Below are 24,103 nucleotides of genomic sequence, written 5' to 3'. Positions count from 1 at the left end.
TTTCGGGAGTCGCGCTTTTTTTGATTTCTGATCATTCAAATAATTCGAACAACTAAGCCAACTCCTTCTAGTCTCTAGAGAGTTGGCTTTTTTTATACTGGGCGAAATCAATCGGATTAAAGGAGCTCGATATGGGTAAGTTAGTTGAAGGTGTTTGGCATGATGTTTGGTATGACACGAAATCGAGCAACGGTAAGTTTATTCGTGAAGATGCGGGCTTTAGACATTGGGTAGAAAACCGTGCAGACGCCGAATTTCAACCGGAAAGCGGACGCTACCATTTGTACGTTTCACTCGCTTGTCCTTGGGCGCACAGAACGCTTATTTTTCGCGAGCTTAAAGGTTTAACTGAACATATTGATGTAACCGTTGTTTGCCCTGATATGATGAGCGAAGGATGGCAAATGGGGCTACCAGAGCCTTTGTTTGGTCACACCCGTATGCATCAAATCTATACACAAGCGAAGCCGGACTATACTGGTCGCGTCACGGTTCCTGTACTGTGGGACAAGAAAACCAATACCATTGTAAGCAACGAATCTTCTGAAATTATCCGTATGTTTAACTCTGCCTTCAATGACTTAACAGGCAATCGCGATGATTACTATCCACAAGCCCTTCGTCATACGATCGATAAGTGGAATGATTTCATCTATCCGAATATTAATAACGGCGTGTATCGTAGTGGTTTTGCAACGACTCAGGAGGCGTATGAAGAGGCATTTGAGGGACTATTTGACGCGCTAGATACAGTGGATGCTCACCTAGCAAAAAATCGTTACTTGGCTGGCGATGTGATCACGGAAGCGGATTGGCGACTGTTTACGACTTTGATTCGATTTGATGCAGTCTATGTTGGCCACTTTAAGTGCAATAAAAAGCGTATTGCCGACTATGCGCATTTGAATGGCTATATGAAAGAGCTGTATCAAGTTAAGGGCATCAAGGAGACAACGGATTTTTATCATATCAAGCGTCACTACTACTTTAGCCATACTGGAATTAATCCGACACAAGTTGTACCGAAAGGGCCAGACTTGGACTTAGAGTCTGCTCATGGACGTGATAGTTAAATTCTGGCTTTAGATATTAAAAAGCCCACGCAATTGCGTGGGCTTTGTCATTCAAAAAAGTGTTTAGTTAACCACTTTTTCTTGAGCTTGAGCCGCTTGGTCAGCTTGGATCGCCGTTAGAGCTACAGTGTATACGATGTCGTCAACTAGAGCGCCGCGAGACAGGTCGTTTACAGGCTTGCGCATACCTTGAAGCATTGGACCGATAGAGACTAGATCCGCTGAACGTTGTACCGCTTTGTAAGTCGTGTTACCCGTGTTTAGGTCTGGGAATACGAATACGGTCGCTTTACCTGCTACTGGAGAGTTTGGTGCTTTAGAAGCAGCAACGTTTTCCATGATCGCCGCATCGTACTGTAGAGGACCGTCGATCACTAGATCAGGACGTTTCTCTTTAGCCAACTTGGTTGCTTCGCGTACTTTATCTACGTCTGCACCCTTACCAGACTCACCTGTCGAGTATGAGATCATCGCAACGCGTGGTTCGATACCGAATGCGGCAGCAGAATCTGCAGATTGGATAGCGATTTCAGCAAGCTGCTCTGCTGTTGGATCTGGGTTGATCGCACAGTCTCCGTAAACCAGTACTTGGTCTGGTAGTAGCATGAAGAATACAGAAGATACGATAGACGCATCAGGTGCAGTCTTGATGATTTGGAACGGAGGAACGATAGTATTTGCAGTCGTGTGAACCGCACCAGAAACTAGGCCATCAACTTCGTCATTCTCAAGCATCATTGTGCCTAGGAATACTGAATCTTGTAGTTTCTCACGCGCAACCACTTCAGTCATACCTTTGTGGCCACGTAGCTCAACGAGACGTGCAACGTAGTTTTCACGCACTTCATCAGAGTTGATGATCGTTACGCCAGCACCTAGCTCTACACCTTGCTGCGCTGCAACACGTTTTATCTCTTCTGGGTTACCTAGAAGCACACACTCTGCAATGCCGCGCTCAGCACAGATCGCTGCCGCTTTCACTGTACGTGGCTCATCACCTTCAGGTAGAACGATACGCTTACCAGCTTTACGAGCAAACTCAGTCAGTTGGTAACGGAATGCTGGTGGGCTTAGACGACGAGACTTCTGAGTCCCCTCAGTCATTGACTCGATCCAGTTGCCATCGATGTTGCCAGCTACGTGCTCGTTGATGAATTCAATACGCTCTTTATCGTCTGCAGGAACTTCGATAGAGAAGCTCTGTAGGTTTAGAGACGTCTGCCAAGTGTTACCTTGTGCTTTGAAGATTGGTAGACCTGAATCAAACGCAGGCTTACATAGGCCAACGATCTCTTCTGGAATGTCGTAACCGCCAGTCAGAAGGATTGCACCGATTTCAACACCGTTCATTGCTGCCAGAGCGGCTGCAACGATTACGTCAGGACGGTCTGCTGAAGTTACTAGCAGTGAACCTGGCTTGAAGTGTTCAATCATGTTTGGCAGAGAGCGAGCACAGAATGTGATGCTCTTGATACGGCGAGTGTTGATGTCACCAGCGTTGATGATATCAGCGTTTAGGTGCTCAGCCATGTCAATTGCACGAGTTGCGATTAGGTCAATGCTCCATGGCACACAACCTAGTACGCGGATTGGAGATGTGTTGAAGATCTCCATCACTTTCATTTCGTTCTGTTTCGCGCTGTCTGCATCGTCAAAGATTTCAGATAGGTCAGGGCGAGTACGACCCGCTTCGTCAACAGGCGCGTTTAGCTTGTTGATGATAACGCCAGAAATGTTTTTGTTCTTAGTGCCGCCGAAGTTAGAACATGCTACTTCGATACGCTCTTTTAGCTGCGCCGGGTTATCAGTACCTGGAGTCGCAACAAGAACGATCTCTGCGCCAAGTGTTGCCGCGATTTCAGCGTTCACTTGGTTAGCGAATGGGTGTTTACGCGTTGGTACAAGACCTTCGATTAGCGTTACGTCTGCATCTTTGTTGATTTGGTTGTAACGCTCAACCACTGTTTCTAGCAGCTCATCCATATTGTCGTTACCGATTAGACTTTCAGCAACAGACATCGCAAGAGGTTGGCCGATCTTCACATCGCTGTTTGTGCCAACGATAGTTGAAGTAAGATCAGGTTGATCGCCGCCAGAGCGTGGCTGACAGATTGGCTTGTAAAAAGAAACTTTAACGCCTTTGCGCTCCATTGCGCGAAGAACACCCATGCTTACGCTAGTAAGACCAACACCAGCACTTGCAGGGATAAGCATAATAGTACGAGACATTCGTAGAGTACCTATAGCTATTGGGGATAAAAGCTCAACTCATATTCCAAGCAGAGCAAAGAATAGGAGCTGAGCCCCTTAGTAAGAAAACCGGCTGACGTTGGGTCAGCCGGTTAAGTCAATTAAAGACCTGCTAGACGTGCAGTGTCTTCAGCGATAACTAGCTCTTCGTTAGTAGAGATAACCATTGCTGGGATACGGCTGTTTTCAGTCGTGATAGTACCTTCACCACCGAAACGAGCTTTAAGGTTAGCTTCGCCATCTACTTCGATACCGAAGATACCTAGACGGTTAAGAACCATTTCACGGATTGGGCCAGAGTTTTCACCGATACCACCAGTGAATACGATCGCGTCCAGACGGCCTTCTAGAGATGCAGTGTAACCAGCAACGTACTTAGCTAGACGGTGACAGAACACGTCCATCGCGCGAGTCGCTTCTTCTTTTTCGCCGTAGTTGTCTTCAACGAAACGACAGTCAGAAGTCACTTCAGTTAGACCAGCAAGACCTGACTCTTTCGTTAGCATGTTGTTGATTTTCTCAACTGAGTAACCAAGCGTATCGTGTAGGTGGAAGATGATCGCAGGGTCGATGTCACCACAACGAGTACCCATTACCAGACCTTCTAGTGGAGTTAGACCCATAGAAGTGTCTACAGATTTGCCGTTCTTAACTGCACAAACAGACGCACCGTTACCTAGGTGACAGTTGATGATGTTAACTTCTTCAACTGGCTTGCCAAGGATGTTAGCTACTTCACGAGTGATGAATAGGTGAGAAGTGCCGTGCATGCCGTAACGACGGATACCGTGCTCTTTGTATAGGTTGTACGGAAGAGCGTATAGGTAAGACTCTTCAGGCATTGTTTGGTGGAAAGCAGTGTCAAACACAGCAACGTTTTTCAGTGCTGGGAATGATTTTTGAGCCGCTTTGATGCCGATGATGTGAGCAGGGTTGTGAAGAGGTGCTAGAGTTGCACAGTCTTCGATGCCTTTTAGCACGTCGTCAGTGATTAGTGCAGACTGAGTGAACTTCTCGCCGCCGTGTACAACGCGGTGACCGATCGCAGCCAAGTTTTCAGAAAGTTCTGGCTTAGAAGCAAGAATAGTTTCTACCATAAACGCTAGTGCTTCTTCGTGAGCTGCACCGTTACCTAGTTGAGCTTCGTGCTTACCATCAAGTTTCCACTTGATGCGAGCTTCTGGAAGGTGCAGACATTCTGCAAGACCTGTTAGATGCTCATCACCGCTTTCTGCATCAACAACAGCAAATTTAAGAGAAGAACTACCGCAGTTTAAAACTAAAACTAGCTTTGACATGAGTGACTACCTGTAATAATCAGTTAGGATAAAAATTAATCACAAGAATAGACGAAGCGCGAAAAGCTGCGTACTAATCTTGGTCAAAAAAACTTCGAATTCCGTATAAAAGACAGTGATGGTCCAAATCACCACTTTTGCATCCGCTGCAGAAAGGTCCCGAGAGTTGCTTAAATTGTAAATAACAGCAACAATGAGATTGTGGGTCCGCAAAGGATAACGATAATGCGCAATGATAACAAAAAAATTTGAAAGAATATTAACTTTCATCAATTTTTTGCGCCAATAGTTGAATCTTTCAACTTAATTTTAGTTTGGCCCCAACAATGAAGTGAGAGAGTCGTATGAGTAATAAAGCTGGATTAGTCCATAGCCTACGCGATGGACAAAAATACATGGATACTTGGCCAATGCGAAAAGAGCTCAATATGCTCTTTCCTGAACAACGCATTATTAAGGCGACTCGATTCGGTGTGAAAGTCATGCCAGCCATCGCTGCTATCAGTGTTTTAACGCAGATGGTATTCAACAACTATGACGCGATGCCCCAAGCTGTCATTATGGCATTGTTCGCAATCAGTATGCCTGTCCAAGGTATGTGGTGGCTTGGTAATCGTGCCAATACCCAATTGCCACCGAGTTTGGCTGGTTGGTACCGAGAGATACATCAGAAAATCGTTGAAAGTGGTTTTGCCCTAGAGCCTATGAAAGCGCGACCTCGCTACAAAGAGTTGGCACATATCCTCAATCGCGCATTCAGTCAGCTTGACAAAAGCGCATTAGAACGATGGTTTTAAATCGTATTAAGTTTGAATCGCTTACGATTTTGTTAATCTCCATTGTCTTACCTTTTTCAAACCGTAGTGCAGGGCGTTTAATCTTACAGCCAGCGCCTTGCTTGGTTTGACACAGTCTCCCCAACTTCCCCAAACAAAAAACGCTCACCGAAGCGAGCGTTTTGTTATCTGATGCTATTCAACATTAGTTGAACATTGCAATAGCTTCTGCTGGGTCTACGTATTCAAGATCAAAGCTCTCTGCAACTTCTTTACACGTTACCTTGCCGTGGATAACGTTTAGGCCTTCTAGGAAGCCTTTGTCTGCAAGAAGTGCTTCGCGGTAGCCCTTGTTCGCAAGCTTAACGATGTAAGGCAATGTTGCATTGTTCAGTGCGAATGTTGAAGTGCGAGCAACTGCGCCTGGCATGTTTGCAACGCAGTAGTGCACCACCTTGTCAACAATGTAAGTAGGATCTGCGTGTGTTGTTGCGTGTGATGTTTCGAAACATCCGCCTTGGTCGATTGCTACGTCAACCACAGCCGCACCTGGCTTCATCTTCGCGATGTGCTCTTTTGTTACTAGCTTAGGAGCTGCTGCTCCAGGGATGAGTACGGCACCAACCACTAGGTCTGCTTCCAGAACATGCTTCTCGATCGCATCTTCTGTAGAGTAAACCACTTTTGCACGGCCTTGGAATTCCTCGTCTAGACGACGTAGGGTATCAACGTTTCGGTCAAGGATGGTTACGTCTGCACGTAGACCCACTGCCATACGTGCTGCGTTAGCACCAACAACACCGCCGCCGACAACAACAACTTTCGCAGGTTCAACGCCTGGTACGCCGCCTAGTAGAAGACCGCGACCACCGTGAGATTTCTCTAGAGTTTGTGCACCTGCTTGAATAGACATGCGGCCTGCAACCTCAGACATTGGCGCAAGTAGTGGCAAGCGACCCATATTATCTGTTACAGTCTCATATGCTATGCAGACAGCTTTGCTCTTGATTAGCTCTTCAGTTTGTGGAAAATCTGGTGCTAGGTGCAAATACGTAAATAAAATTTGCCCTTCTCGAAGCATTGCGCGCTCGACAGCTTGAGGTTCTTTAACCTTTACAATCATTTCTGCTTTCGCGAAAACGTCAGCAGCAGTAGGAAGAATGGATGCGCCTACAGCGATGTAATCATCGTCTGAAAAACCGATACCTGAACCGGCATTGGTTTCAACAAAAACTTGGTGACCTTGAGACACTAGCTCGCGAACGCTTGCTGGGATCATGCCTACACGGTATTCGTGGTTTTTGATTTCCTTAGGTACGCCAATAATCATCCTGACTCCTCATTTTATATTGGTTGTATTTAGTATGTTAGTTAGATCAACTATATGTAGGGTAATTGTATCGAATTAATATCTAGTATAGGTGTATTTTGATAAAATTTGATACTGAATATTAAAAAGTTGTAGTATATTTTTTTGCAAGGAAGTAATAAGGTGGAATAAAAAATGGCAGACAACAATAAAAAGCCGTCCAAGGATCTAGACCGTATTGACCGCAACATTCTTAATGAGTTGCAAAAAGACGGTCGTATTTCAAATGTAGAGCTCTCTAAGCGTGTTGGTCTTTCCCCGACACCCTGTTTGGAGCGTGTGCGCAGATTAGAGCGTCAGGGGTATATTACGGGCTATACAGCGTTGCTAAATCCCCAATATCTTGATGCTTCTCTATTAGTGTTTGTTGAAATTACGTTAAATCGTGGTGCACCTGACGTCTTTGAGCAGTTTAATACCGCTGTTCAAAAGCTCGATGATATCCAAGAGTGTCATCTGGTCTCTGGTGATTTTGACTACTTGTTGAAAACACGCGTGTCAGACATGAGCGCCTATCGCAAGCTGCTAGGCGATACGTTACTTCGTCTTCCGGGTGTCAATGACACGCGTACCTACGTGGTTATGGAAGAAGTGAAGCAAACCAATCAACTTGTCATCAAAACTCGTTAGTCAGGAAAATACCTTTCGATATTCTGACTTTAGGGAATTGGGTTTTAAGCCCTGATATGGTTAAATCGATAGTCCGAGTAGCGTTGCTGCTCGGGCTATTTTTTTCTTACCGTTCAACAGCTGTGAGCGGTCGCTTCAATAGATAAGTTGGTTATGTTCAAAGAGAACAAAAATAAAGTCGAAACGATAATCAAAACGGGTGAGGAACCTCAGTCGACTCGCTTGAATGGTCCTCAGCGTCTTAAAGAGTGCAGTCTGATTGTGATTGTACTGCTTTCTATATTGCTATCAGTCGCATTGTTAACATTTAGCCCCGCAGACCCTTCTTGGTCTCAAACCGCTTGGGGAGGGCAGGTGGATAATGCCGGAGGCTTGGTCGGAGCTTGGTTTGCTGACACTTTGTTTTTTACTTTTGGTTCACTCGCTTATCCAATCCCATTTATCGTTACTGTCGCAGCGTGGATCATGTTGCGCAAGCGTGATGAAAATGACCCGATAGACCTAATGCTATGGGGTACGCGCCTATTGGGCTTGACCATTATAATTCTCACCAGCTGTGGACTGGCGGACATCAACTTTGACGATATTTGGTACTTCTCTTCCGGTGGTGTCATTGGTGACGTACTGACGAGCTTGGCTTTACCGACACTGAATCTACTTGGGACAACCTTGGTGTTGCTGTTTCTATGGGGAGCTGGGTTTACCTTGTTGACTGGCATTTCGTGGTTGAGCATTGTCGATTGGTTAGGCGAAACCACGATATCTGCATTGACCGCATTGCTTAATCGTGTCCGAGGTGAGAGAGAGGAAGTGCTCGAGCCTCAACTCTCTGTCCCAGAGATGGCAGAGCCAATACGTGATGCTGAACAGGAAGAAGAATCTGTTCTGACGGCGAAAGACACGTTAGAAGCTGAAGATGAAACAGTCACTCACGAGCGCCGCTTTAATATTCATATGCCTGAAACTCGCCAAGAGCCAACCTTTTCAGACCCTGAACCGGAGGCTGTGCCACAAGCGCGAGTCAGTGACCCGATTGACACTATTCCACCTAAGGTTGTCGCGTCGCCAACGACCTCTTCTGTACAAGAACCGACAACGGAGCGCACTCGTCAGCTAGGGACGACGATCGAAGAGCTTGAAGCCGCCGCACAAATGGATGATGACTTTGCGAAAGGGGCAGAGCACTACAGTTCTGACGTTTATGAGCAACACTCAACTCAGCCTACGCCAAGCAATCAAAGCATTGATAACCCTATGCCTTGGAACGAAGTCGAACAAGTGGTAGAGGAACGTGAGATTACTCAGCCAGTGATAGACCACGATGACTTAGAACAGATTACGCAACATGTAGAGCCTGAACCAACGCATCAGGAGCCAGTGATCTCAAGTTTTGACGTGGCTGACGATGAGCCGCAACACACATTCGAGCCTACGGTTAACGATCTTCACGATGCTGCCGTTGAAGAGGAGGAAGCTGGCGATCAGGATGTCGCAGCGTTCCAAGATATTGTCGCTGATGCTCAGGCAAAAGTGGCCGCTCAGCAAAATCCGTTTTTGGTACAGCATGAACCTAACCTGCCTAAACCGGCAGAACCTATGCCGACGCTGGAATTGCTATATCATCCAGAAAAACGTGAAAACTTCATAGACCGAGCTGCACTCGAAGAGATCGCCCGCCTTGTGGAAGCTAAGTTAGCCGATTACAAAATAAAAGCGGAAGTGGTGGATATTTTCCCTGGGCCTGTCATTACGCGCTTTGAGCTCGATTTGGCACCGGGTGTCAAAGTGAGCCGTATCTCAGGCCTGTCTATGGATTTAGCACGCTCGTTGTCTGCCATGGCTGTGCGCGTGGTTGAGGTGATACCGGGTAAACCTTACGTTGGACTTGAACTTCCGAATATGAGTCGTCAGACCGTATTCTTCTCAGATGTTGTTGGTAGCCAGCAGTTTATCGAAGCCAAATCTCCAACGACAGTCGTACTCGGTCAAGACATTGCAGGTGAAGCGGTAGTTGCTGACTTATCTAAAATGCCTCACGTGTTGGTTGCTGGTACCACGGGCTCGGGTAAATCGGTCGGTGTTAACGTGATGATTCTGAGTATGCTCTACAAAGCGACGCCAGAAGAAGTGCGTTTTATCATGATTGACCCGAAAATGCTGGAGCTCTCTGTGTATGAAGGCATTCCACATTTGTTGTCCGAAGTTGTAACGGATATGAAAGATGCATCGAATGCACTGCGTTGGTGTGTGGGGGAAATGGAGCGTCGCTACAAACTGATGTCAGCGCTTGGCGTTCGTAACATCAAAGGCTTTAATGATAAGTTGAAAATGGCGGCAGAAGCGGGGCACCCAATTCATGATCCACTTTGGCAGCCAGGTGACAGCATGGACGAGACCGCGCCATTGCTTGAAAAGCTGCCGTATATCGTGGTGATTGTCGACGAGTTTGCCGACCTGATGATGGTGGTAGGTAAGAAAGTAGAAGAGTTAATTGCTCGACTTGCTCAAAAAGCCCGTGCTGCGGGTATTCACCTTATCTTAGCAACACAGCGACCGTCTGTAGATGTCATTACTGGTCTTATCAAAGCAAACATCCCAACGCGGGTGGCGTTTACTGTATCAACCAAAACGGATTCGCGTACTATCCTAGACCAAGGTGGTGCTGAGTCATTGCTTGGAATGGGTGACATGCTCTACTTGCCTCCAGGTTCAAGTCATACCGTGCGTGTTCATGGTGCATTTGCATCCGATGACGACGTCCATGCGGTAGTGAATAACTGGAAGGCTCGTGGTAAGCCGAACTATATCGAAGAGATCACCAATGGCGACCAAGGGCCGGAGGGGCTGCTTCCTGGGGAAAAACCAGAAGGCGAAGAAGAGATGGACCCACTATTCGATCAAGTTGTTGAGCACGTTGTTCAATCTAGGCGAGGATCGGTATCTGGTGTTCAGCGTCGATTCAAAATTGGTTACAACCGAGCTGCGCGGATTGTCGAGCAGCTTGAAGCTCAAGGTATCGTGAGTGCGCCTGGACACAATGGTAACCGAGAAGTCTTAGCTCCAGCGCCAGGGCGGGATATGAACTAGACACAGGTGAGTCAATACATTAAGGGTTAGCATCTAGCTAACCCTTAATGTATCCGCAATTGGCGTGCTAGCTTTTTAATTCTCGAGGGGTAGCCAGTAAGCCAATACTGACAAAAAAGGGCTGACGATCTCCCGTCAACCCTTTGTTATTTAGGTAATTGGCTATTTTTTACTTTTGGCAAATTGGGCAATAACGATAACGCTTAGCGCGACAAGATTACCAGCGAAAATGACAACTAACCATTGTGGCATTGATAGTGTCAGGAACTGCCAAACAATCTTGCTACAGTCGCCATAGGCTTCAAACATCCAAGGTGCCCATTGGTTTAGTGGTGCCCAATCTGGGAAAGTGACAAATAAATCACACGTAGCGAAAGGTGATGGATTGAACTGGTAATCGACGTGCTGCAGTGAAAGCGCCAAGCCCTTATAGGCACTTGCTCCCCAAGCAGCGAGACCTAGCCAACGAATAACAGGGTTATTTGGAGCGATAAGACCAATAAGCGCCGCGCCGCCGACGCCTAACATCGCGACACGTTCGTAGATGCACATTACGCAAGGGGAAAGCATCATGACATGTTGGAAGAACAGTGCGCACGCTTCGAAGAAAATGACAAACAGCAGAAGAAGTAACCAAGACAGTCTGCCTTGAGAAAATGTTTTAATCGTAGAAAGAATGTTCAACGGGATACCCTGATAGAATAAAAAAAGCTCTGACTAATCAGAGCTTTTTATCGTGTAAAAGTTTCAGTAGCAACAAAAACTTTTTAATAACTGCAATTAATGCCCGCCAGAAACAGCGTGAGTGACATCGCCAGTGTGATGCATGATCCAACCCGCATCGTAGAACCAAGCCGTCATAGGCTCAACAAAGAATACAATGCCCGCCAAGCCAACCAGCGCAAGAACGATGGTGTATGGCAAAGCCATAATTACCATGCGGCCGTAAGACAGACGAATCAATGGCGCAAGCGCAGACGTTAGTAGGAACAGAAATGCAGCTTGACCATTCGGTGTTGCGACAGATGGCAAGTTAGTACCTGTGTTAATAGCAACAGCAAGTAAGTCGAACTGATCGCGAGTGATAACACCTTCAACAAGCGCTGTTTTCACTTCGTTGATGTAGACCGTGCCAACGAACACGTTGTCAGACACCATAGAAAGCAAGCCATTGGCGACGTAGAACAGAGCTAACTGAGTGCCTTTGTCTTCGACATGGAGAACCGCGTCGATAACAGGTTTGAACAGCTCCTGATCAATGATAACGGCAACCACGGCAAAGAACACGGCAAGCAGCGCTGTAAATGGAAGTGCTTCTTCAAACGCTTTACCCATCGAATGTTCTTCAATCACTCCGGTAAATGCAGTCGCCAAGATAATAACAGACAGACCAATCAAACCGACGGCAGCAAGGTGAAGAGCAAGACCAACGATCAACCATACAGCGATTAAACCTTGGACCCACAGTTTCGCAACGTCTTGGTTTGTTCGTGTTTTACGCTCTTCCGTATCAAAATCGACCAAAATCTGACGAACGTTGTCAGGTAGGCGCGCACCGTAGCCAAATACCTTGAGTTTCTCTACTAGCACACAAGTAATTAGGCCGCAGACGAAGACAGGCGCTGTCACTGGAAGCATTCGGATAATGAACTCACCGAAGTTCCAACCAGCTTGGTCGGCAATAATTAAGTTTTGAGGTTCACCAACCATGGTCATTACGCCGCCTAGCGCTGTACCAACACCAGCATGCATAAGAAGAGAGCGGAGAAATGCGCGGTAATTTTCTAAGTCATCACGCGTTAGCTCTGAAAGGTGATCGTCTTGTGTGTGGTCGTGTGACGCATGAGGCCCCTGACCTGAAGCGACTTTGTGGTAAATAGCATAGAAACCCACAGCAACACTAATAACAACCGCAATCACCGTCAGTGCATCTAGGAATGCAGACAAGAATGCTGCCGCGAAACAGAAGGCGACAGACAGCATTGATTTCGATTTTATGCCAAGCAATATTTTGGTGAAGATGAAGAGCAGCAGCTGCTTCATGAAGTAGATGCCGGCAACCATGAACACCAACAGCAACAATACTTCAATATTCGCGACTAGCTCATGCTTCACTTGCTCAGCGCTTGTCATACCTATTGCAATGGCTTCGATTGCCAGCAAACCACCAGGTTGAAGAGGGTAGCATTTCAGTGCCATGGCTAGTGTAAAAATGAACTCCGCGACGAGTAACCAGCCTGCAACAAATGGGTCGACAAAGAAAAAAACGATAGGATTGATAATAAGGAAAGAAATGATGGCAACTTTGTACCAATCTGGTGCTTTACCAAGAAAGTTCTTGATAAATGCGTTTCCGAGTGACATCGGCATGATCGCAATACTCTTAAATGTTGTTATGAATAGACACTACTCGTGCTTGTATCCATAAATCGGCGCTTCCCTGTAACACCGGCTTGATTCCTTGCCTAAGAATAGCCATATCTGTTTATCGGGAAACACTCGATCCAACAGTGACTTAGAAAAACAACATCAACACATATCGAGATGTGATCTTGCCAAGTCACTCCCTGAGAAAGACAAGCACTCCATACTTTGGGCGCCACTGTACTCCTCAAGATTATTTAGTCAATCAATAACTGTTTATTGACTTTTATATTAGGAGACTTTTGTTTAAAAACGCGATCAAAGTGGCGTAAACATAACACAAGAGTTGTTAAAAACAATCCTAAGTGGCAATGGAGCGATTAAATGGGAGAATAAGACAAAATATGTGATTATATTGAATGAAAATGAAGGGTTATTTTTGCAATTTTACAAACTAAGTTTCTATTTCTGAAGGCAGTAATGACGGGTTCTCCGCAATGTTACAATTTTATTAAACTTGGAAATTATATCGATTGCGCGTTTTGAGAATATTCAAAATACCCTCAGATAAATTAGAGTTAATGCTCTATGTGTGTTTTGAGTGCAGTTTACTTGTACTCGGTTTCCGATATGCAAAAACTAGTGGTATGATGAGTTCCCATTAGACCCATAAGAATACAACTGGATAACACATAGATGGTCATAAAGGCTAAAAGCCCAGCAGGATTCGCAGAGAAATACATTATTGAGAGTATTTGGAAAGGGCGTTTCCCTCCTGGTTCCATTTTACCTGCAGAACGTGAACTCTCTGAACTGATTGGCGTTACTCGTACAACGCTTCGTGAAGTGCTCCAGCGACTCGCACGCGATGGTTGGTTAACAATTCAACACGGTAAGCCAACTCGCGTAAATCAGTTTATGGAAACGTCTGGTTTACACATCTTAGATACGCTAATGACATTAGATGCTGACAATGCAACATCGATCGTTGAAGATTTGCTTGCAGCACGTACAAATATCAGCCCTATTTTCATGCGTTACGCGTTTAAAGCGAACAAAGAAAATGCTGAAAAAACAATCACTACCGTTATAGAATCTTGTGAGTCTCTGCTTGCAGCGGATTCTTGGGATGCATTTATGCAGTCATCGCCTTACGCTGAAAAGATTCAACAGCACATTAAAGATGATGGTGAAAAAGATGAAGCGAAGCGTCAAGCAACACTGATTGCAAAAACATTCAACTTTTACGATTACATGCTGTTCCAACGTCTTGCGTTCCATTCGGGCAACCAGATATACGGTCTGATTTTTAATGGATTGAAGAAGCTGTATGATCGAGTGGGCAGCTACTACTTTTCTAGCCCGCAAGCGAGAAGTTTAGCGCTTAACTTTTATCGTGACCTTCTGGATGTGTGTGAGTCTGGTGATCGCGATCGAATTCTTGTCGTCGTTCGAAACTATGGTTTGGAAAGTGCTCAAATCTGGAATCAGATGAAGCTTACTCTGCCGACTAACTTCACTGAAGATGACAGCTAAGCCAAAAGAAGAACAAACAAAAAACGCCCTTTACGGGCGTTTTTTTATGGAAAGCGTTAGCAATCCGCACACTCTTCTTCGTTGCCGCCTGCTTCACGGAACCACTGAGTTAAATGCGCTTTCAGGTCTTTCAGCTCATCTGGACCAATCAAAGCAAGGCCTAAGTCTTCCGCGCGCGTGATGTCGTTGTGACGAAGTGGGCGGAAACTCACCAGCATAGCTCGAGCTTGCAGGCCGCCGAGCAAGTCACGTAGCGATTCAAGCTTGTACAAAGTATCATCGCCATCGTCACGCATACCTTTGGTTTTGCACTCAATGATATGCAGCTTATTATTCACAACCGATGCTATGTCGAGCTCATTACGAACTTCACGTTCACCTAACTGACGGTAAACCTGTACGTTTAGCGAATGGTCTTGAATGGTTGGCATGTCTTGTTGTATTTGACGCACAGTACTGTGGACCAAGGTTTCTAGCCACTCACCGTTAGAGAAACGACGTGCGTCTTCGTTGGCAAAAGTGAGTACACCGTTTTCATACGTGGCAATGTCTGCTTCGACCAGATCGGTCAGCAACATGTTGAGCTCTCGGTATCCTTGCTGCTTCTCAGAAAGCGCCACATCCAACTGTTGTTCTTTTCGGCAGGTGGTTGCGAGGTAGTTAAGCGTCGCGAGACCTGGCCCTAACTCAAGTGCATTGCTTGCCCATCGCTCACCCAGTTCATACAGTTTTTGGTCTAACTGAGGAGGAAGTTGATGTTCACTGAACTCGCCTCGCGCACCAAAAATAGTTAAGTAGTCATCAATTGTGATGCGGTCCTGAACTTGGGTGTCTTCTTTGCCGTCTGGGTAAAGCCAACAAAGGCGATCACTGTTTGGTTCCACGACGAAAATTGGCCAGTGATAGGTGCGAAATATTTCGTAAACCGATAACAATCTGTGACGCAACCCACAGCTTGCATTGAGCTTCACTTCTTGGGAACGAGCTTTGAGATCTTCGGCAAGAACCGTGATGGCTTGTTTAATCTGTGAAGGGTTGGCAACATTAGGAATTTCAAAAAATTCAGAGGTGATGTCTCGTTTCGCGAGTACGTTGTGCAAACGTAAATACATTTCTTCCTGAGCTTTTACACCAATAAAAACGATGTGGTTGCTGATGGTGCGATTGTCGAGCAAAGGAGTGACCAATCGAATAGGGTCTTGGTCGATAATGCCAACATGAACTGCCATATATATTCCTCATGTGTGGCTTGCGAAAAGGAGTAGAGAGAAGAAGCAAGCCTATTAACCATATGATGACACTGGGTATAAAAAACAAGGGCGACTAACAAAATTAGTCGCCCAAAGAGGTAGATAGTGGAATTTACAGCTTGAATTGATGAACCAAATCGCCTTGCTGACTCGCCAGTTCCGTTAAGTCTGTACTGGTGCGCGCGATTTGTGCCATAGCTTGATAGCTCTGTTCCGCTATGAGGTTAATCTCTTCAATGTTACGAGCAATGTCCGTTGAGGTTTCGCTTTGCTCCGCGGCCGCTTGAGAGATTTGACCGCTCATTTGACTGATCTCAAGAATCAACGCTTGAATCTCTTCCATTGCACTGTTTGCGTTGGATGCTTGCTCGACAGATTGCTCCATGTCGTCCATACAGCTTTGGATAACATTGTTTGCCGAGCTGGAGCTTGATTGCAGGTTGCTAATCATGTTTTCAATTTCTGACGTTGACTCCGTTGTTCGTTGGGCAAGCACGCGAACTTCGTCCGCAACCACCGCAAAGCCACGACCTTGCTCTCCTGCACGAGCGGCTTCAATCGCGGCGTTCAAAGCCAAGAGGTTTGTTTGTTCAGCAATGTTTCGGATCACATCAAGAATTGAACCAATTTGGCTACTCATGCTTTGTAGCTCTTTCACCGCGTCTACAGATTTGGTTAAGCGCGTTTCCAATTGGTTAATAGTGGTAATGTTGCTGCTCATAATCTGACGGCCAGACTCAGAAGCTTGCTCAACTTTCTCTACCATCTGCTGTGAGCTCTGAGCGCTTTGAGCGACTTCTTGAACCGAGTGGGACATTTCTGTCATTGCAGTTGCGACAGTGGCGGTTTGCTCACGCTGCTGGCTCAGTTGGCTTTGTGCTTGCGAGGACGTTAACTGGTTAGTGTTCGCCGTCTCCGTCAAGTTGTCTGAGGCATCATTCAGTTTCACCAGAATGTTGTGCAAACTGTCTGCTAATGTGTTGATGTGACCACTGACACGGCTGAACTCGTTGTTGTAACGAATCTCGATTCTTTGCGTCATGTCACCATTGGTGAGGTGCTCAAGCGTTTTTAAAATGCGGGTAAGTGGTTCACGTACGCTATGAGCGATATGGTAGCCAACCCCAATCGCGAGAATGATCACAATCGCGCCAATGGAGATAGAACGAATCACACCTTGCTCATAGACCTCGCCCGCTTCAAGTAGTGAGGCATGTAAGCCATCTTGAGCCGCTTGGCTGAAAGAGTTCAACACAGCCATGGTTGCATCGACTTCTTGGGTCAAATTCGCAATGTTGTCATAGAGCGCATCTTTCGCTACCAAGTAAGATGCGTGTTGATCCAGTACCCCATCTTTCTTACCGACATCCATCGTGAACTGCTGCACCGACTCATCAAATACCTTTTTGATTTCTGGCATTTGAGTGGTCAACCCGCGATAAGCGTAGTTGAGGTGAGTCACCGCTTTTTTGTTTTTGGCAACGGCTTTGGCAACCAACTCAGTGTCGCTACTGGCGAGAGCGTCTGAGGTAATCACTTCCGCATCTTTGAGTTTAATGAAGTAGCTTTTCGCCATCACTTTTACCGAAATACTACTTTGCTCGTCAACGTACTCCTTCATACCGACACTCAGCTCAGAATGTAGACGTTGAAATTGACGGGTTGATTTCTGGACTTGCGCTTGCGCTTCGAACATAGAACGATAGTTTGTCATCGCTTCTTCAGCTTCGTTGAAGTAACGAGTTTCCATTTCTTTAAGTTGCACAATGCGTTCTTCAAGCTCAGGCTGTGTTTGACTGGCTTGTTCAAGCGCGAGAAGCGTGTTGTTGTAGCTGGTTTTCGCCTCATCAAATTGCGATGAGATTTCCGCCATGCGCTCGAAGCTTTGCGTAGTTAAAAAGTCCTTAAAAAGTTTGTCCGCAGAAAGCAATGACACGCTGGTGTTGTTGGCTTGAGAAACAAGTGGAAGTGAAGTGTTGGATACACTCTCGAAGTTGGTATGAATCTGTTGCATTCCTCGCATCGTCATCACAGTCGTAATGACGAAAGTAATAATGATCAATGCAAAGCCCGCATACATACGTCTAATGACAGAGCCTTTCATGGACCTCTCCCTAATTTATAGTTGTCTTAAAAATCTAACAAAAAGAGTGTTATTTTATTGATACTGAGACGCGCATTTTATGACGCACAATACAAAATTAAGTCGTTGCCGAAGAAGAACGAGTGATTTATTTTTAATGAACAATGTTTTTTATTGTGATTTATAGTGGCATGGCGCATACTCGACAAATACAATTATTCTCAAATGCATGTGATGGAGTGCTTCATGGCAGAAGAAACCATTTTTAGTAAAATCATCCGCAAGGAAATTCCTGCAGATGTTGTTTATCAAGACGACCTCGTGACTGCTTTCCGTGATATCAACCCCCGTGCTCCAAGTCACATTTTGATCATCCCTAATAAACTGATCCCTACCGTTAATGATGTGGCCGATGAAGATGAAGCCTTAATGGGCAGAATGTTCGTGGTTGCAAGAAATCTCGCTAAACAAGAAGGTATAGCGGAAGATGGCTATCGTTTGATTGTTAACTGTAACTCTCACGGTGGTCAGGAGGTGTATCATATCCATATGCACCTTGTAGGCGGTCGCCCTCTTGGCCCGATGTTAATGAGCTAAGTTTTCACCACTGTCTGTGATGGTGCAGCAGCGGAACTTTTTCTTTTGCTCACCGTCTCATTGCCATCAAGTATTATCAATAAATGACTGGAGTACGGGGTGCGTCAATACGTTCAACTCGCATTCGTTGTAGCTTGCTCAATCACTCTTTCTGCTTGCGCCAATCTTTCCGCTGGAAATCTATTTAGCCATTACAGCGCGCAAAATCAGCAGGTCTACCAAGCTGTCAAAGCTGGACAATATCAACAAGCCGAAGAGGCGCTCCCAGACTACATCGCGGGTGAGATATTGGATAATTTTGAAAAAGGTCGGGTCTATCTACTCAACGAGCAATATCCACAAAGTAAGTCAGCACTTGAGAAAAGTGACTCGGCGGTGCGTGTTCAGCAAGATAGAGCCACCATTTCTGTTTCAGATACGGCAACGAGTGTGAGTGCGCTGGCTGCCAACGACAACTTGACCTCCTATCAACCCGCTGATTATGAATTGGGTTTTCTTCATTTGTATTTGGGTCTCAACTATTTAAAAGAGAATCAGTTGGAAGGTGCGCTGGTGGAAATGCGCAGAGCCAATCAGGTTCAAGAGCAAGCCAGGAGAGAACGTGCGAAAGAACTCGAATCGGCACAAAAAGATCTAAAATCACAAGGTCTTACTCCTAATTTGGGCAGCGTTTTATCCAACTACCCAGATGCAGGCGAGACGCTTCAAGCGGTGCAAAACGGTTATCTGTTCTATTTGTCAGCACTACTGTATGAAGCTGACAATGACCTAAACAGCGCTTATGTAGACTATCGTCGTGCTCTTGCTGTAATGCCTGATAACGCACAGGTAATTGACGGTACGAAACGCGTCGCGAAGCGTTTAGGGATGCGATCTGATTTATCTAAGTTAGAGAAGCGCTACGGTAAGGCGAAGTTGTTAGATAAAAAAAACGCACGCGTGATTGTGATAGAAGAGCAGGGCGTTGTTGAAGCGATGCGTGAATGGCGTCAGTCTTTACCCTTGTTTGATAGCCGCGGCAACGGGGTTTGGTACAGCGTGGCTTTACCTCACTATCCGAGTGTGGCAAGACAAAGCTACAGCCCAATGCAGTTAAATCAAAATGTGCTCAAAAGTGATTTACTGACCGATGTTAACCTGATGGCACAACATGACTTGTCTGAGCGCATGCCAGCGATAGTGATCCGTCAAGCACTTCGGGTATGGGCGAAAGATCAGCTTCGCCGCGAGGCTGCGAGAAAAGAAGACAATGCTGCGAACTTACTGCTCAATGTTTGGAATACGCTAACCGAGCAAGCAGACACACGCAGTTGGCAAACACTTCCTGGGGAAATAAAAACCAGCAGCGCAGTGGTGGCACCAGGTGCTCAGGAGCTAGTGGTTGATGGGAAGTCGTATGATTTCGAGGTAGGTGCCGGTCGTACGGCTTTGGTTTGGGTCTCTCGCCAAAGTGGCAATGCTACAATTTGGCATAAACAGTTAGGAAATATCCGATGAAAAAATGGTTAATCGCAGCAATAGCTGCACTTGCAATGGTTGGATGTGCGAGTAACACCGCTGGTTTGCGTATCGATGGGGCTTCTCAGACCGTCCTGTTTGGTGACAACGTATTGGCTGGTCGACTCAAAATTGAAGACATTGCCACCACACAAGTTGATGGCCGTGCACGAGGCGTTGTTCGATTGGTAAGTCAATATCAAGGTGACCAAGCGATCCAATATCGTTTCTATTGGTATGACGATCAAGGTTTAGAGGTCAACACTAAACTGGGTCCTTGGCGACAAGCGATTGTACGAGGCACCGAATCAATCGCTATATCAGAAGTTTCACTCAACCCAAACGGTACTCAGTTCCGAGTGCAGATTCGTGAAAATAACAACTAAATCGAACTAATAGCCGACGCTATTAGTCATAGTTATAAACAATAAATTTCAAGGAAATTTAAGGAAATTTAAGGAACCAAGAATGAAAAAAAGTGTTATCGCACTGCTTGGCTTAGCTGTCATCTTAGGCGGCTGTTCAAACAAAGTTACTTACGGTGATGCACAAGCTGTTGAAACCACAACCATTGATTTTGGTTCGACGGACTTGCAAAAAATTGCCGGTGAAATGGTCGATAGTATGATGATGTCTGGCTCCGTGGCAGCGATTACCCGTGACGCACGTCCAATCGTATTCGTTGAGCGTATCAAAAACAAAACCAGCGAGCATATTGATACAGAATCAATCACAGACAGCATCAGCACTAAGATGTTGAACTCAGGTAAGTTCCGTTTTGTCGATATGGACCGTGTTGAGTCAGTTCGTGATCAACTTAACTTCCAAAACAATGATGAGCTTGTAAACCAAAGCACAGCAATTCAGTTTGGTAAAATGGTGGGTGCTCAGTACATGTTGTACGGAAACCTATCTAGCATCGCAAAAAATGCTGGTAGTGACAAAGACGTTTACTACAAGATGACGATGCGTTTGATGGATCTTGAAACTGGCCTGATCGAATGGGCAGACGAGACTGAAATTCGCAAACAAGAATCAAAGAGCCTTATTGGGTTCTAATAAACAATGAGGTGATTTATGGCAAGGATGTCGTGGCATGAAGCGTGTCAGTTAGATTCGTCACTGCTGAGTCTAGATCACTTCTTTGAATTACCTCCGGAATACGCGCAGACGCTGACCGGAGGTCTAACAAACCGCTGTTGGAAGATCGTTATTTCTCGCAGCGAGGCGTATGTCTGGCGTCCCAACACTCCTATCACCAAAGCGTTTTCTATCTCCCGCTTTCAAGAGTACCAAATCCTCAATGCGATCCAAGACGCTCACATAGCGCCAAAAGCGATTCACATTAATGACCAAGGACTGCTGGTTGACTGGATTGAAGGTGAATCTCTTACTGACCAGCTCAGCATTGATTCATTGCTTAAGACCATGGTTAAAATCCATAGTTTGGATACAAACCGAATTCCTGTTGCTCCGTTTAATTTTACCGCACGAGTCGACCATTACTGGATGTTGCTTCGTGATGACTTAAAACTGGCGTCGTATCAGCAAGTTTACCAACAATGGCGAAACGCTCCGAGTTTGGCTGATATCGGTACTACTCTGTGTCACTTTGATCTTGCTGGCTACAATATGGTTCACACTCAAGATGGCCACAAGGTGATTGATTGGGAGTATGCGGCAATCGCGGACCCAAGGCTTGATCTAACCCTTAGTATTGATGTCATGGATGAGAAGCCTTTGGAAACTGTTTATCGATATTGTCAGCTACGCCAGATCGAGGGCGTGGACGATTGGGTTGAAGGGGTGATGGCTTGGAAACCGAGAGCGACGATGATGGCCATGCTTTGGTATTTGCTGGCTTACCAGTTGTGGGGTGATGAACAATATTTAACCCAAGCTGAAAAAATACTCGACTCATTTTGCAGCTAAGATCACTGTTTGGTGGTCCGCGTTGACTAATCTATGTTTACGTTCTTTTAAACCCTAGTTTTCATGGTAGATTGAATCGACAAGGAGCGGGGGAGTTCTATGATTATTTATTTACACGGCTTTGACTCAACAAGCCCAGGCAATCATGAAAAAGTATTGCAGTTGCAATTTATTGATGACGACGTGCGCTTTATTAACTACAGCACGTTGCACCCAAAGCATGATATGCAACACCTACTAAAAGAAGTTCACAAAGTGATCGAGCAGTCTGAGGATCCAAACCCTATTATTTGTGGTGTTGGCCTTGGCGGTTATTGGTCAGAAAGGGTCGGTTTTTTGTGCGGGATTAAACAAGTGATTTTCAACCCGAACCTGCATCCTGAAATCAATATGCAAGGGCGTATCGATCGCCCAGAAGAGTACGAAGACATCGCAACCAAGTGTGTTGAGAAGTTTCGAATGAAGAACAAGGCTCGTTGTTTAGTGGTGCTCTCTAAAGAGGATGAAGTCCACGACAACTCAAAAACGGCATCAGAATTAGAAGACTATTACGACATAATCTGGGATGAGACTCAGACGCATAAGTTCAAGAAAATATCTCAGCATCTACAAACCATGAAAGCGTTTAAAGAAGCAAATTGATTGATATAGCTAGGTCGTTTCGATAGAGCGGTGAGGGAAACCTTACCGCTTTTTTCTTGTTCAATTGATTCTATTCCTTACAAATTCAGGTGGCATAAACGCAATCTTTAGTTGCGAAGCGAATTTTGGCCCTTATAATGTCTGAATTACAAATTATTTGATAAATATCAAAAAAAATTGAGAGTAAGTCCGAAACTTACCCAATATTTGCGGCGCATGTTAGCCAGCCGTGTTGAGTCATTCGACTCCTTTATCCAATTAGCGTGTCGTATAAAAACGAAGCCTCTACGGGCCTGTAGAATGTAAGACTGAGACCACTCAGCTATTGGCCCAAAAAGAACAGAATTTAATCAGTATGAGTCATCATGCTGATACATATTATTTAACTTTTTAGAGGAATGTAGCTGTGACACGAATTATCGTTGTAGGCGGCGGTGCAGGCGGTTTAGAGCTTGCAACCAAGCTGGGTCGCACATTGGGCCGTAAAGGGCGCGCTAAAGTCACCTTAGTGGATCGTAAAGCAAGTCACCTTTGGAAGCCTTTATTGCACGAAGTTGCAACTGGCTCGCTTGATGAAGGGGTTGATGCCCTCAGCTATCGAGCGCATGCTAAAAACCACCACTTTGACTTCCAGATGGGCAGTTTGGAAGATATCGAGCGCGACCGTAAAGTGATTAAGCTTCACGAGTTGAAAGACGACAATGGCGAATTGTTGATGCCAAGTCGTGAGCTGGAATACGACATTCTTGTTATGGCGATTGGTTCTACGTCCAACGACTTCAACACGCAGGGCGTTCGTGACAACTGTATTTTCCTTGATAGCCCAGAACAAGCGCATCGTTTCCGCACTGAAATGAACAATGAGTTCCTTAAATTGCACGCGAAAAATGGTAACGGCACTGTCGATATCGCAATCGTCGGTGCGGGTGCGACTGGCGTTGAGCTGTCTGCTGAACTGCATAATGCGGTCAAAGAGCTTCGTACTTACGGCTTTGGCGACCTTGATTCAAGCAAGCTAAACGTCAATTTAGTTGAAGCGGGTGAGCGTATTCTTCCGGCTTTGCCACCGCGTATTTCCAGTGCAGCTCACCAAGAGCTAACGAAACTGGGTGTTAATGTTCGCACCGCAACTATGGTGACTCAAGCCGATAAAGATGGCTTAACAACCAAGGATGGTGAAAAAATCCCAGCGCAGATCATGGTTTGGGCTGCTGGTATTAAAGCGCCAGATTTCATCAAGGACATCGCAGGTCTTGAGACAAACCGCATTAACCAGTTAGTGGTGAAAGAGACTCTACAAACTACTCGCGATGACGATATTTTTGTCATCGGTGACTTGGCTCAGTGCACGCAAGCGGATGGTTCATTTGTGCCTCCACGTGCTCAAGCTGCGCACCAGATGGCAAGTTGTGCGTTTTCAAACATCGTCGCTAAACTGAATGGTCGCGATCTCAAAGCCTACATCTATAAAGATAAAGGTTCGCTGGTTTCACTGAGCCGTTTCTCTACTGTTGGTAGCCTGATGGGGAACCTAACCAAAGGTTCAATGATGGTAGAAGGTCGTATCGCGCGTGTTGTGTATATCTCGCTATATCGTTTACACCAAATGGCGCTGCATGGCATGTTTAAGACTGGTCTTATCATTCTAATGGGGCGTATTAACCGAGTTCTTCGACCGAACTTGAAGCTTCATTAATTCAAGATTTTTCGTACAAGAGC

19 protein-coding genes are annotated in these 24,103 nt (G+C 45.7%); 12 read left to right on the top strand and 7 right to left on the bottom strand.

Annotation, left to right across the window (positions count from 1 at the left end; translation table 11 throughout):
- Positions 1-131 precede the first annotated feature (131 nt).
- On the top strand, positions 132-1,073 hold the full coding sequence (locus tag OH458_RS01325; RefSeq protein WP_269977026.1) for a glutathione S-transferase family protein: 942 nt from the start codon (positions 132-134) through the stop codon (positions 1,071-1,073).
- Positions 1,074-1,136: 63 nt separating this feature from the next.
- Here the strand turns inward: OH458_RS01325 and pta are convergent, their stop codons facing one another.
- Both pta and OH458_RS01315 read right to left on the bottom strand, forming a co-directional pair.
- Positions 1,137-3,302, bottom strand: coding sequence for a phosphate acetyltransferase (gene pta / locus OH458_RS01320; protein WP_269977025.1), 2,166 nt, complete (start codon positions 3,300-3,302; stop codon positions 1,137-1,139).
- Positions 3,303-3,424: 122 nt separating this feature from the next.
- Entirely contained in the window at positions 3,425-4,621 is a 1,197-nt protein-coding gene (locus tag OH458_RS01315) for an acetate kinase (RefSeq protein ID WP_005473041.1), read from the bottom strand.
- Between the two features lie 344 nt (positions 4,622-4,965).
- On the opposite strand from OH458_RS01315, the gene yfbV reads away from it, so the two are divergent.
- Positions 4,966-5,418 carry a terminus macrodomain insulation protein YfbV gene (gene yfbV / locus OH458_RS01310; protein ID WP_269977024.1) on the top strand — a complete coding sequence of 151 codons (453 nt, stop codon included), beginning with the start codon at positions 4,966-4,968 and terminating at the stop codon, positions 5,416-5,418.
- A 184-nt stretch (positions 5,419-5,602) separates the two neighbouring features.
- Here the strand turns inward: yfbV and ald are convergent, their stop codons facing one another.
- Entirely contained in the window at positions 5,603-6,727 is a 1,125-nt protein-coding gene (gene ald / locus OH458_RS01305) for an alanine dehydrogenase (protein WP_269977023.1), read from the bottom strand.
- A 174-nt stretch (positions 6,728-6,901) separates the two neighbouring features.
- Between ald and lrp the strand changes: the two genes are divergently transcribed.
- The gene (gene lrp, locus OH458_RS01300) at positions 6,902-7,396 is read left to right on the top strand and encodes a leucine-responsive transcriptional regulator Lrp (protein ID WP_004414493.1); all 495 of its coding nucleotides are present in this window, start codon (positions 6,902-6,904) and stop codon (positions 7,394-7,396) included.
- Positions 7,397-7,549: 153 nt separating this feature from the next.
- Positions 7,550-10,483: a DNA translocase FtsK gene (locus OH458_RS01295; protein WP_269977022.1), complete on the top strand. Its 2,934-nt coding sequence runs from the start codon at positions 7,550-7,552 to the stop codon at positions 10,481-10,483.
- A gap of 162 nt (positions 10,484-10,645) precedes the next feature.
- On the opposite strand, the gene dsbB is transcribed toward OH458_RS01295, so the two are convergent.
- Positions 10,646-11,167, bottom strand: a complete 522-nt coding sequence (dsbB, locus tag OH458_RS01290) for a disulfide bond formation protein DsbB (protein WP_269977021.1) — start codon at positions 11,165-11,167, stop codon at positions 10,646-10,648.
- Between the two features lie 96 nt (positions 11,168-11,263).
- A complete protein-coding gene (nhaB, locus tag OH458_RS01285) occupies positions 11,264-12,853 on the bottom strand; it encodes a Na(+)/H(+) antiporter NhaB (protein WP_005472994.1) in 1,590 nt (529 codons plus the stop codon).
- A gap of 690 nt (positions 12,854-13,543) precedes the next feature.
- Here nhaB and fadR point away from each other — a divergent pair.
- Complete coding sequence (fadR, locus tag OH458_RS01280) at positions 13,544-14,383, top strand: fatty acid metabolism transcriptional regulator FadR (protein WP_038134184.1); 840 nt, start codon at positions 13,544-13,546, stop codon at positions 14,381-14,383.
- A 56-nt stretch (positions 14,384-14,439) separates the two neighbouring features.
- Here fadR and OH458_RS01275 read toward each other — a convergent pair whose 3' ends face one another.
- A complete protein-coding gene (locus OH458_RS01275; RefSeq protein ID WP_269977020.1) occupies positions 14,440-15,612 on the bottom strand; it encodes a DUF1887 family protein in 1,173 nt (390 codons plus the stop codon).
- 133 nt (positions 15,613-15,745) lie between these two features.
- Positions 15,746-17,737 (bottom strand): methyl-accepting chemotaxis protein, encoded by a 1,992-nt coding sequence (locus OH458_RS01270; protein WP_269977019.1) that lies wholly within the window; start codon positions 17,735-17,737, stop codon positions 15,746-15,748.
- 225 nt (positions 17,738-17,962) lie between these two features.
- Here OH458_RS01270 and hinT point away from each other — a divergent pair, with 225 nt between their 5' ends.
- The 7 genes from hinT to OH458_RS01235 all read left to right on the top strand — a co-directional run bounded on the left by hinT (position 17,963) and on the right by OH458_RS01235 (position 24,080).
- A complete protein-coding gene (gene hinT, locus OH458_RS01265; RefSeq protein ID WP_005474935.1) occupies positions 17,963-18,313 on the top strand; it encodes a purine nucleoside phosphoramidase in 351 nt (116 codons plus the stop codon).
- A 99-nt stretch (positions 18,314-18,412) separates the two neighbouring features.
- Positions 18,413-19,810 carry a COG3014 family protein gene (locus OH458_RS01260; protein ID WP_269977018.1) on the top strand — a complete coding sequence of 466 codons (1,398 nt, stop codon included), beginning with the start codon at positions 18,413-18,415 and terminating at the stop codon, positions 19,808-19,810.
- Complete coding sequence (locus tag OH458_RS01255; protein WP_039627949.1) at positions 19,807-20,196, top strand: YcfL family protein; 390 nt, start codon at positions 19,807-19,809, stop codon at positions 20,194-20,196. Before OH458_RS01260 ends, OH458_RS01255 begins: the two co-directional genes overlap by 4 nt.
- 82 nt (positions 20,197-20,278) lie before the next feature.
- The gene (lpoB, locus tag OH458_RS01250; protein ID WP_005474953.1) at positions 20,279-20,869 is read left to right on the top strand and encodes a penicillin-binding protein activator LpoB; all 591 of its coding nucleotides are present in this window, start codon (positions 20,279-20,281) and stop codon (positions 20,867-20,869) included.
- A gap of 18 nt (positions 20,870-20,887) precedes the next feature.
- Positions 20,888-21,742 carry a phosphotransferase gene (locus tag OH458_RS01245; protein WP_039479745.1) on the top strand — a complete coding sequence of 285 codons (855 nt, stop codon included), beginning with the start codon at positions 20,888-20,890 and terminating at the stop codon, positions 21,740-21,742.
- Between the two features lie 99 nt (positions 21,743-21,841).
- Positions 21,842-22,384, top strand: a complete 543-nt coding sequence (gene ycfP, locus OH458_RS01240) for an alpha/beta hydrolase YcfP (RefSeq protein WP_038134196.1) — start codon at positions 21,842-21,844, stop codon at positions 22,382-22,384.
- A 406-nt stretch (positions 22,385-22,790) separates the two neighbouring features.
- A complete protein-coding gene (locus OH458_RS01235) occupies positions 22,791-24,080 on the top strand; it encodes an NAD(P)/FAD-dependent oxidoreductase (RefSeq protein ID WP_269977017.1) in 1,290 nt (429 codons plus the stop codon).
- The last annotated feature ends 23 nt before the right edge of the window (positions 24,081-24,103 follow it).

Origin of the sequence: Vibrio sp. MarTm2 (assembly GCF_027587055.1) — a bacterium.
GTDB classification, from domain to species: domain Bacteria; phylum Pseudomonadota; class Gammaproteobacteria; order Enterobacterales; family Vibrionaceae; genus Vibrio; species Vibrio sinaloensis_D.
Note: the sequence above shows the minus strand (reverse complement) of the source record. Positions and strands in the feature narration are given on the sequence as shown.

What these genes read in the sequence shown, in the direction of transcription:
- OH458_RS01325 (WP_269977026.1), top strand. Translation starts at nt 132, where the DNA reads ATGGGTAAGTTAGTTGAAGGTGTTTGGCATGATGTTTGGTATGACACG.
- pta (WP_269977025.1), bottom strand. Translation starts at nt 3,302, where the DNA reads ATGTCTCGTACTATTATGCTTATCCCTGCAAGTGCTGGTGTTGGTCTT.
- OH458_RS01315 (WP_005473041.1), bottom strand. Translation starts at nt 4,621, where the DNA reads ATGTCAAAGCTAGTTTTAGTTTTAAACTGCGGTAGTTCTTCTCTTAAA.
- yfbV (WP_269977024.1), top strand. Translation starts at nt 4,966, where the DNA reads ATGAGTAATAAAGCTGGATTAGTCCATAGCCTACGCGATGGACAAAAA.
- ald (WP_269977023.1), bottom strand. Translation starts at nt 6,727, where the DNA reads ATGATTATTGGCGTACCTAAGGAAATCAAAAACCACGAATACCGTGTA.
- lrp (WP_004414493.1), top strand. Translation starts at nt 6,902, where the DNA reads ATGGCAGACAACAATAAAAAGCCGTCCAAGGATCTAGACCGTATTGAC.
- OH458_RS01295 (WP_269977022.1), top strand. Translation starts at nt 7,550, where the DNA reads ATGTTCAAAGAGAACAAAAATAAAGTCGAAACGATAATCAAAACGGGT.
- nhaB (WP_005472994.1), bottom strand. Translation starts at nt 12,853, where the DNA reads ATGCCGATGTCACTCGGAAACGCATTTATCAAGAACTTTCTTGGTAAA.
- fadR (WP_038134184.1), top strand. Translation starts at nt 13,544, where the DNA reads ATGGTCATAAAGGCTAAAAGCCCAGCAGGATTCGCAGAGAAATACATT.
- OH458_RS01275 (WP_269977020.1), bottom strand. Translation starts at nt 15,612, where the DNA reads ATGGCAGTTCATGTTGGCATTATCGACCAAGACCCTATTCGATTGGTC.
- OH458_RS01270 (WP_269977019.1), bottom strand. Translation starts at nt 17,737, where the DNA reads ATGAAAGGCTCTGTCATTAGACGTATGTATGCGGGCTTTGCATTGATC.
- hinT (WP_005474935.1), top strand. Translation starts at nt 17,963, where the DNA reads ATGGCAGAAGAAACCATTTTTAGTAAAATCATCCGCAAGGAAATTCCT.
- OH458_RS01255 (WP_039627949.1), top strand. Translation starts at nt 19,807, where the DNA reads ATGAAAAAATGGTTAATCGCAGCAATAGCTGCACTTGCAATGGTTGGA.
- lpoB (WP_005474953.1), top strand. Translation starts at nt 20,279, where the DNA reads ATGAAAAAAAGTGTTATCGCACTGCTTGGCTTAGCTGTCATCTTAGGC.
- OH458_RS01245 (WP_039479745.1), top strand. Translation starts at nt 20,888, where the DNA reads ATGGCAAGGATGTCGTGGCATGAAGCGTGTCAGTTAGATTCGTCACTG.
- ycfP (WP_038134196.1), top strand. Translation starts at nt 21,842, where the DNA reads ATGATTATTTATTTACACGGCTTTGACTCAACAAGCCCAGGCAATCAT.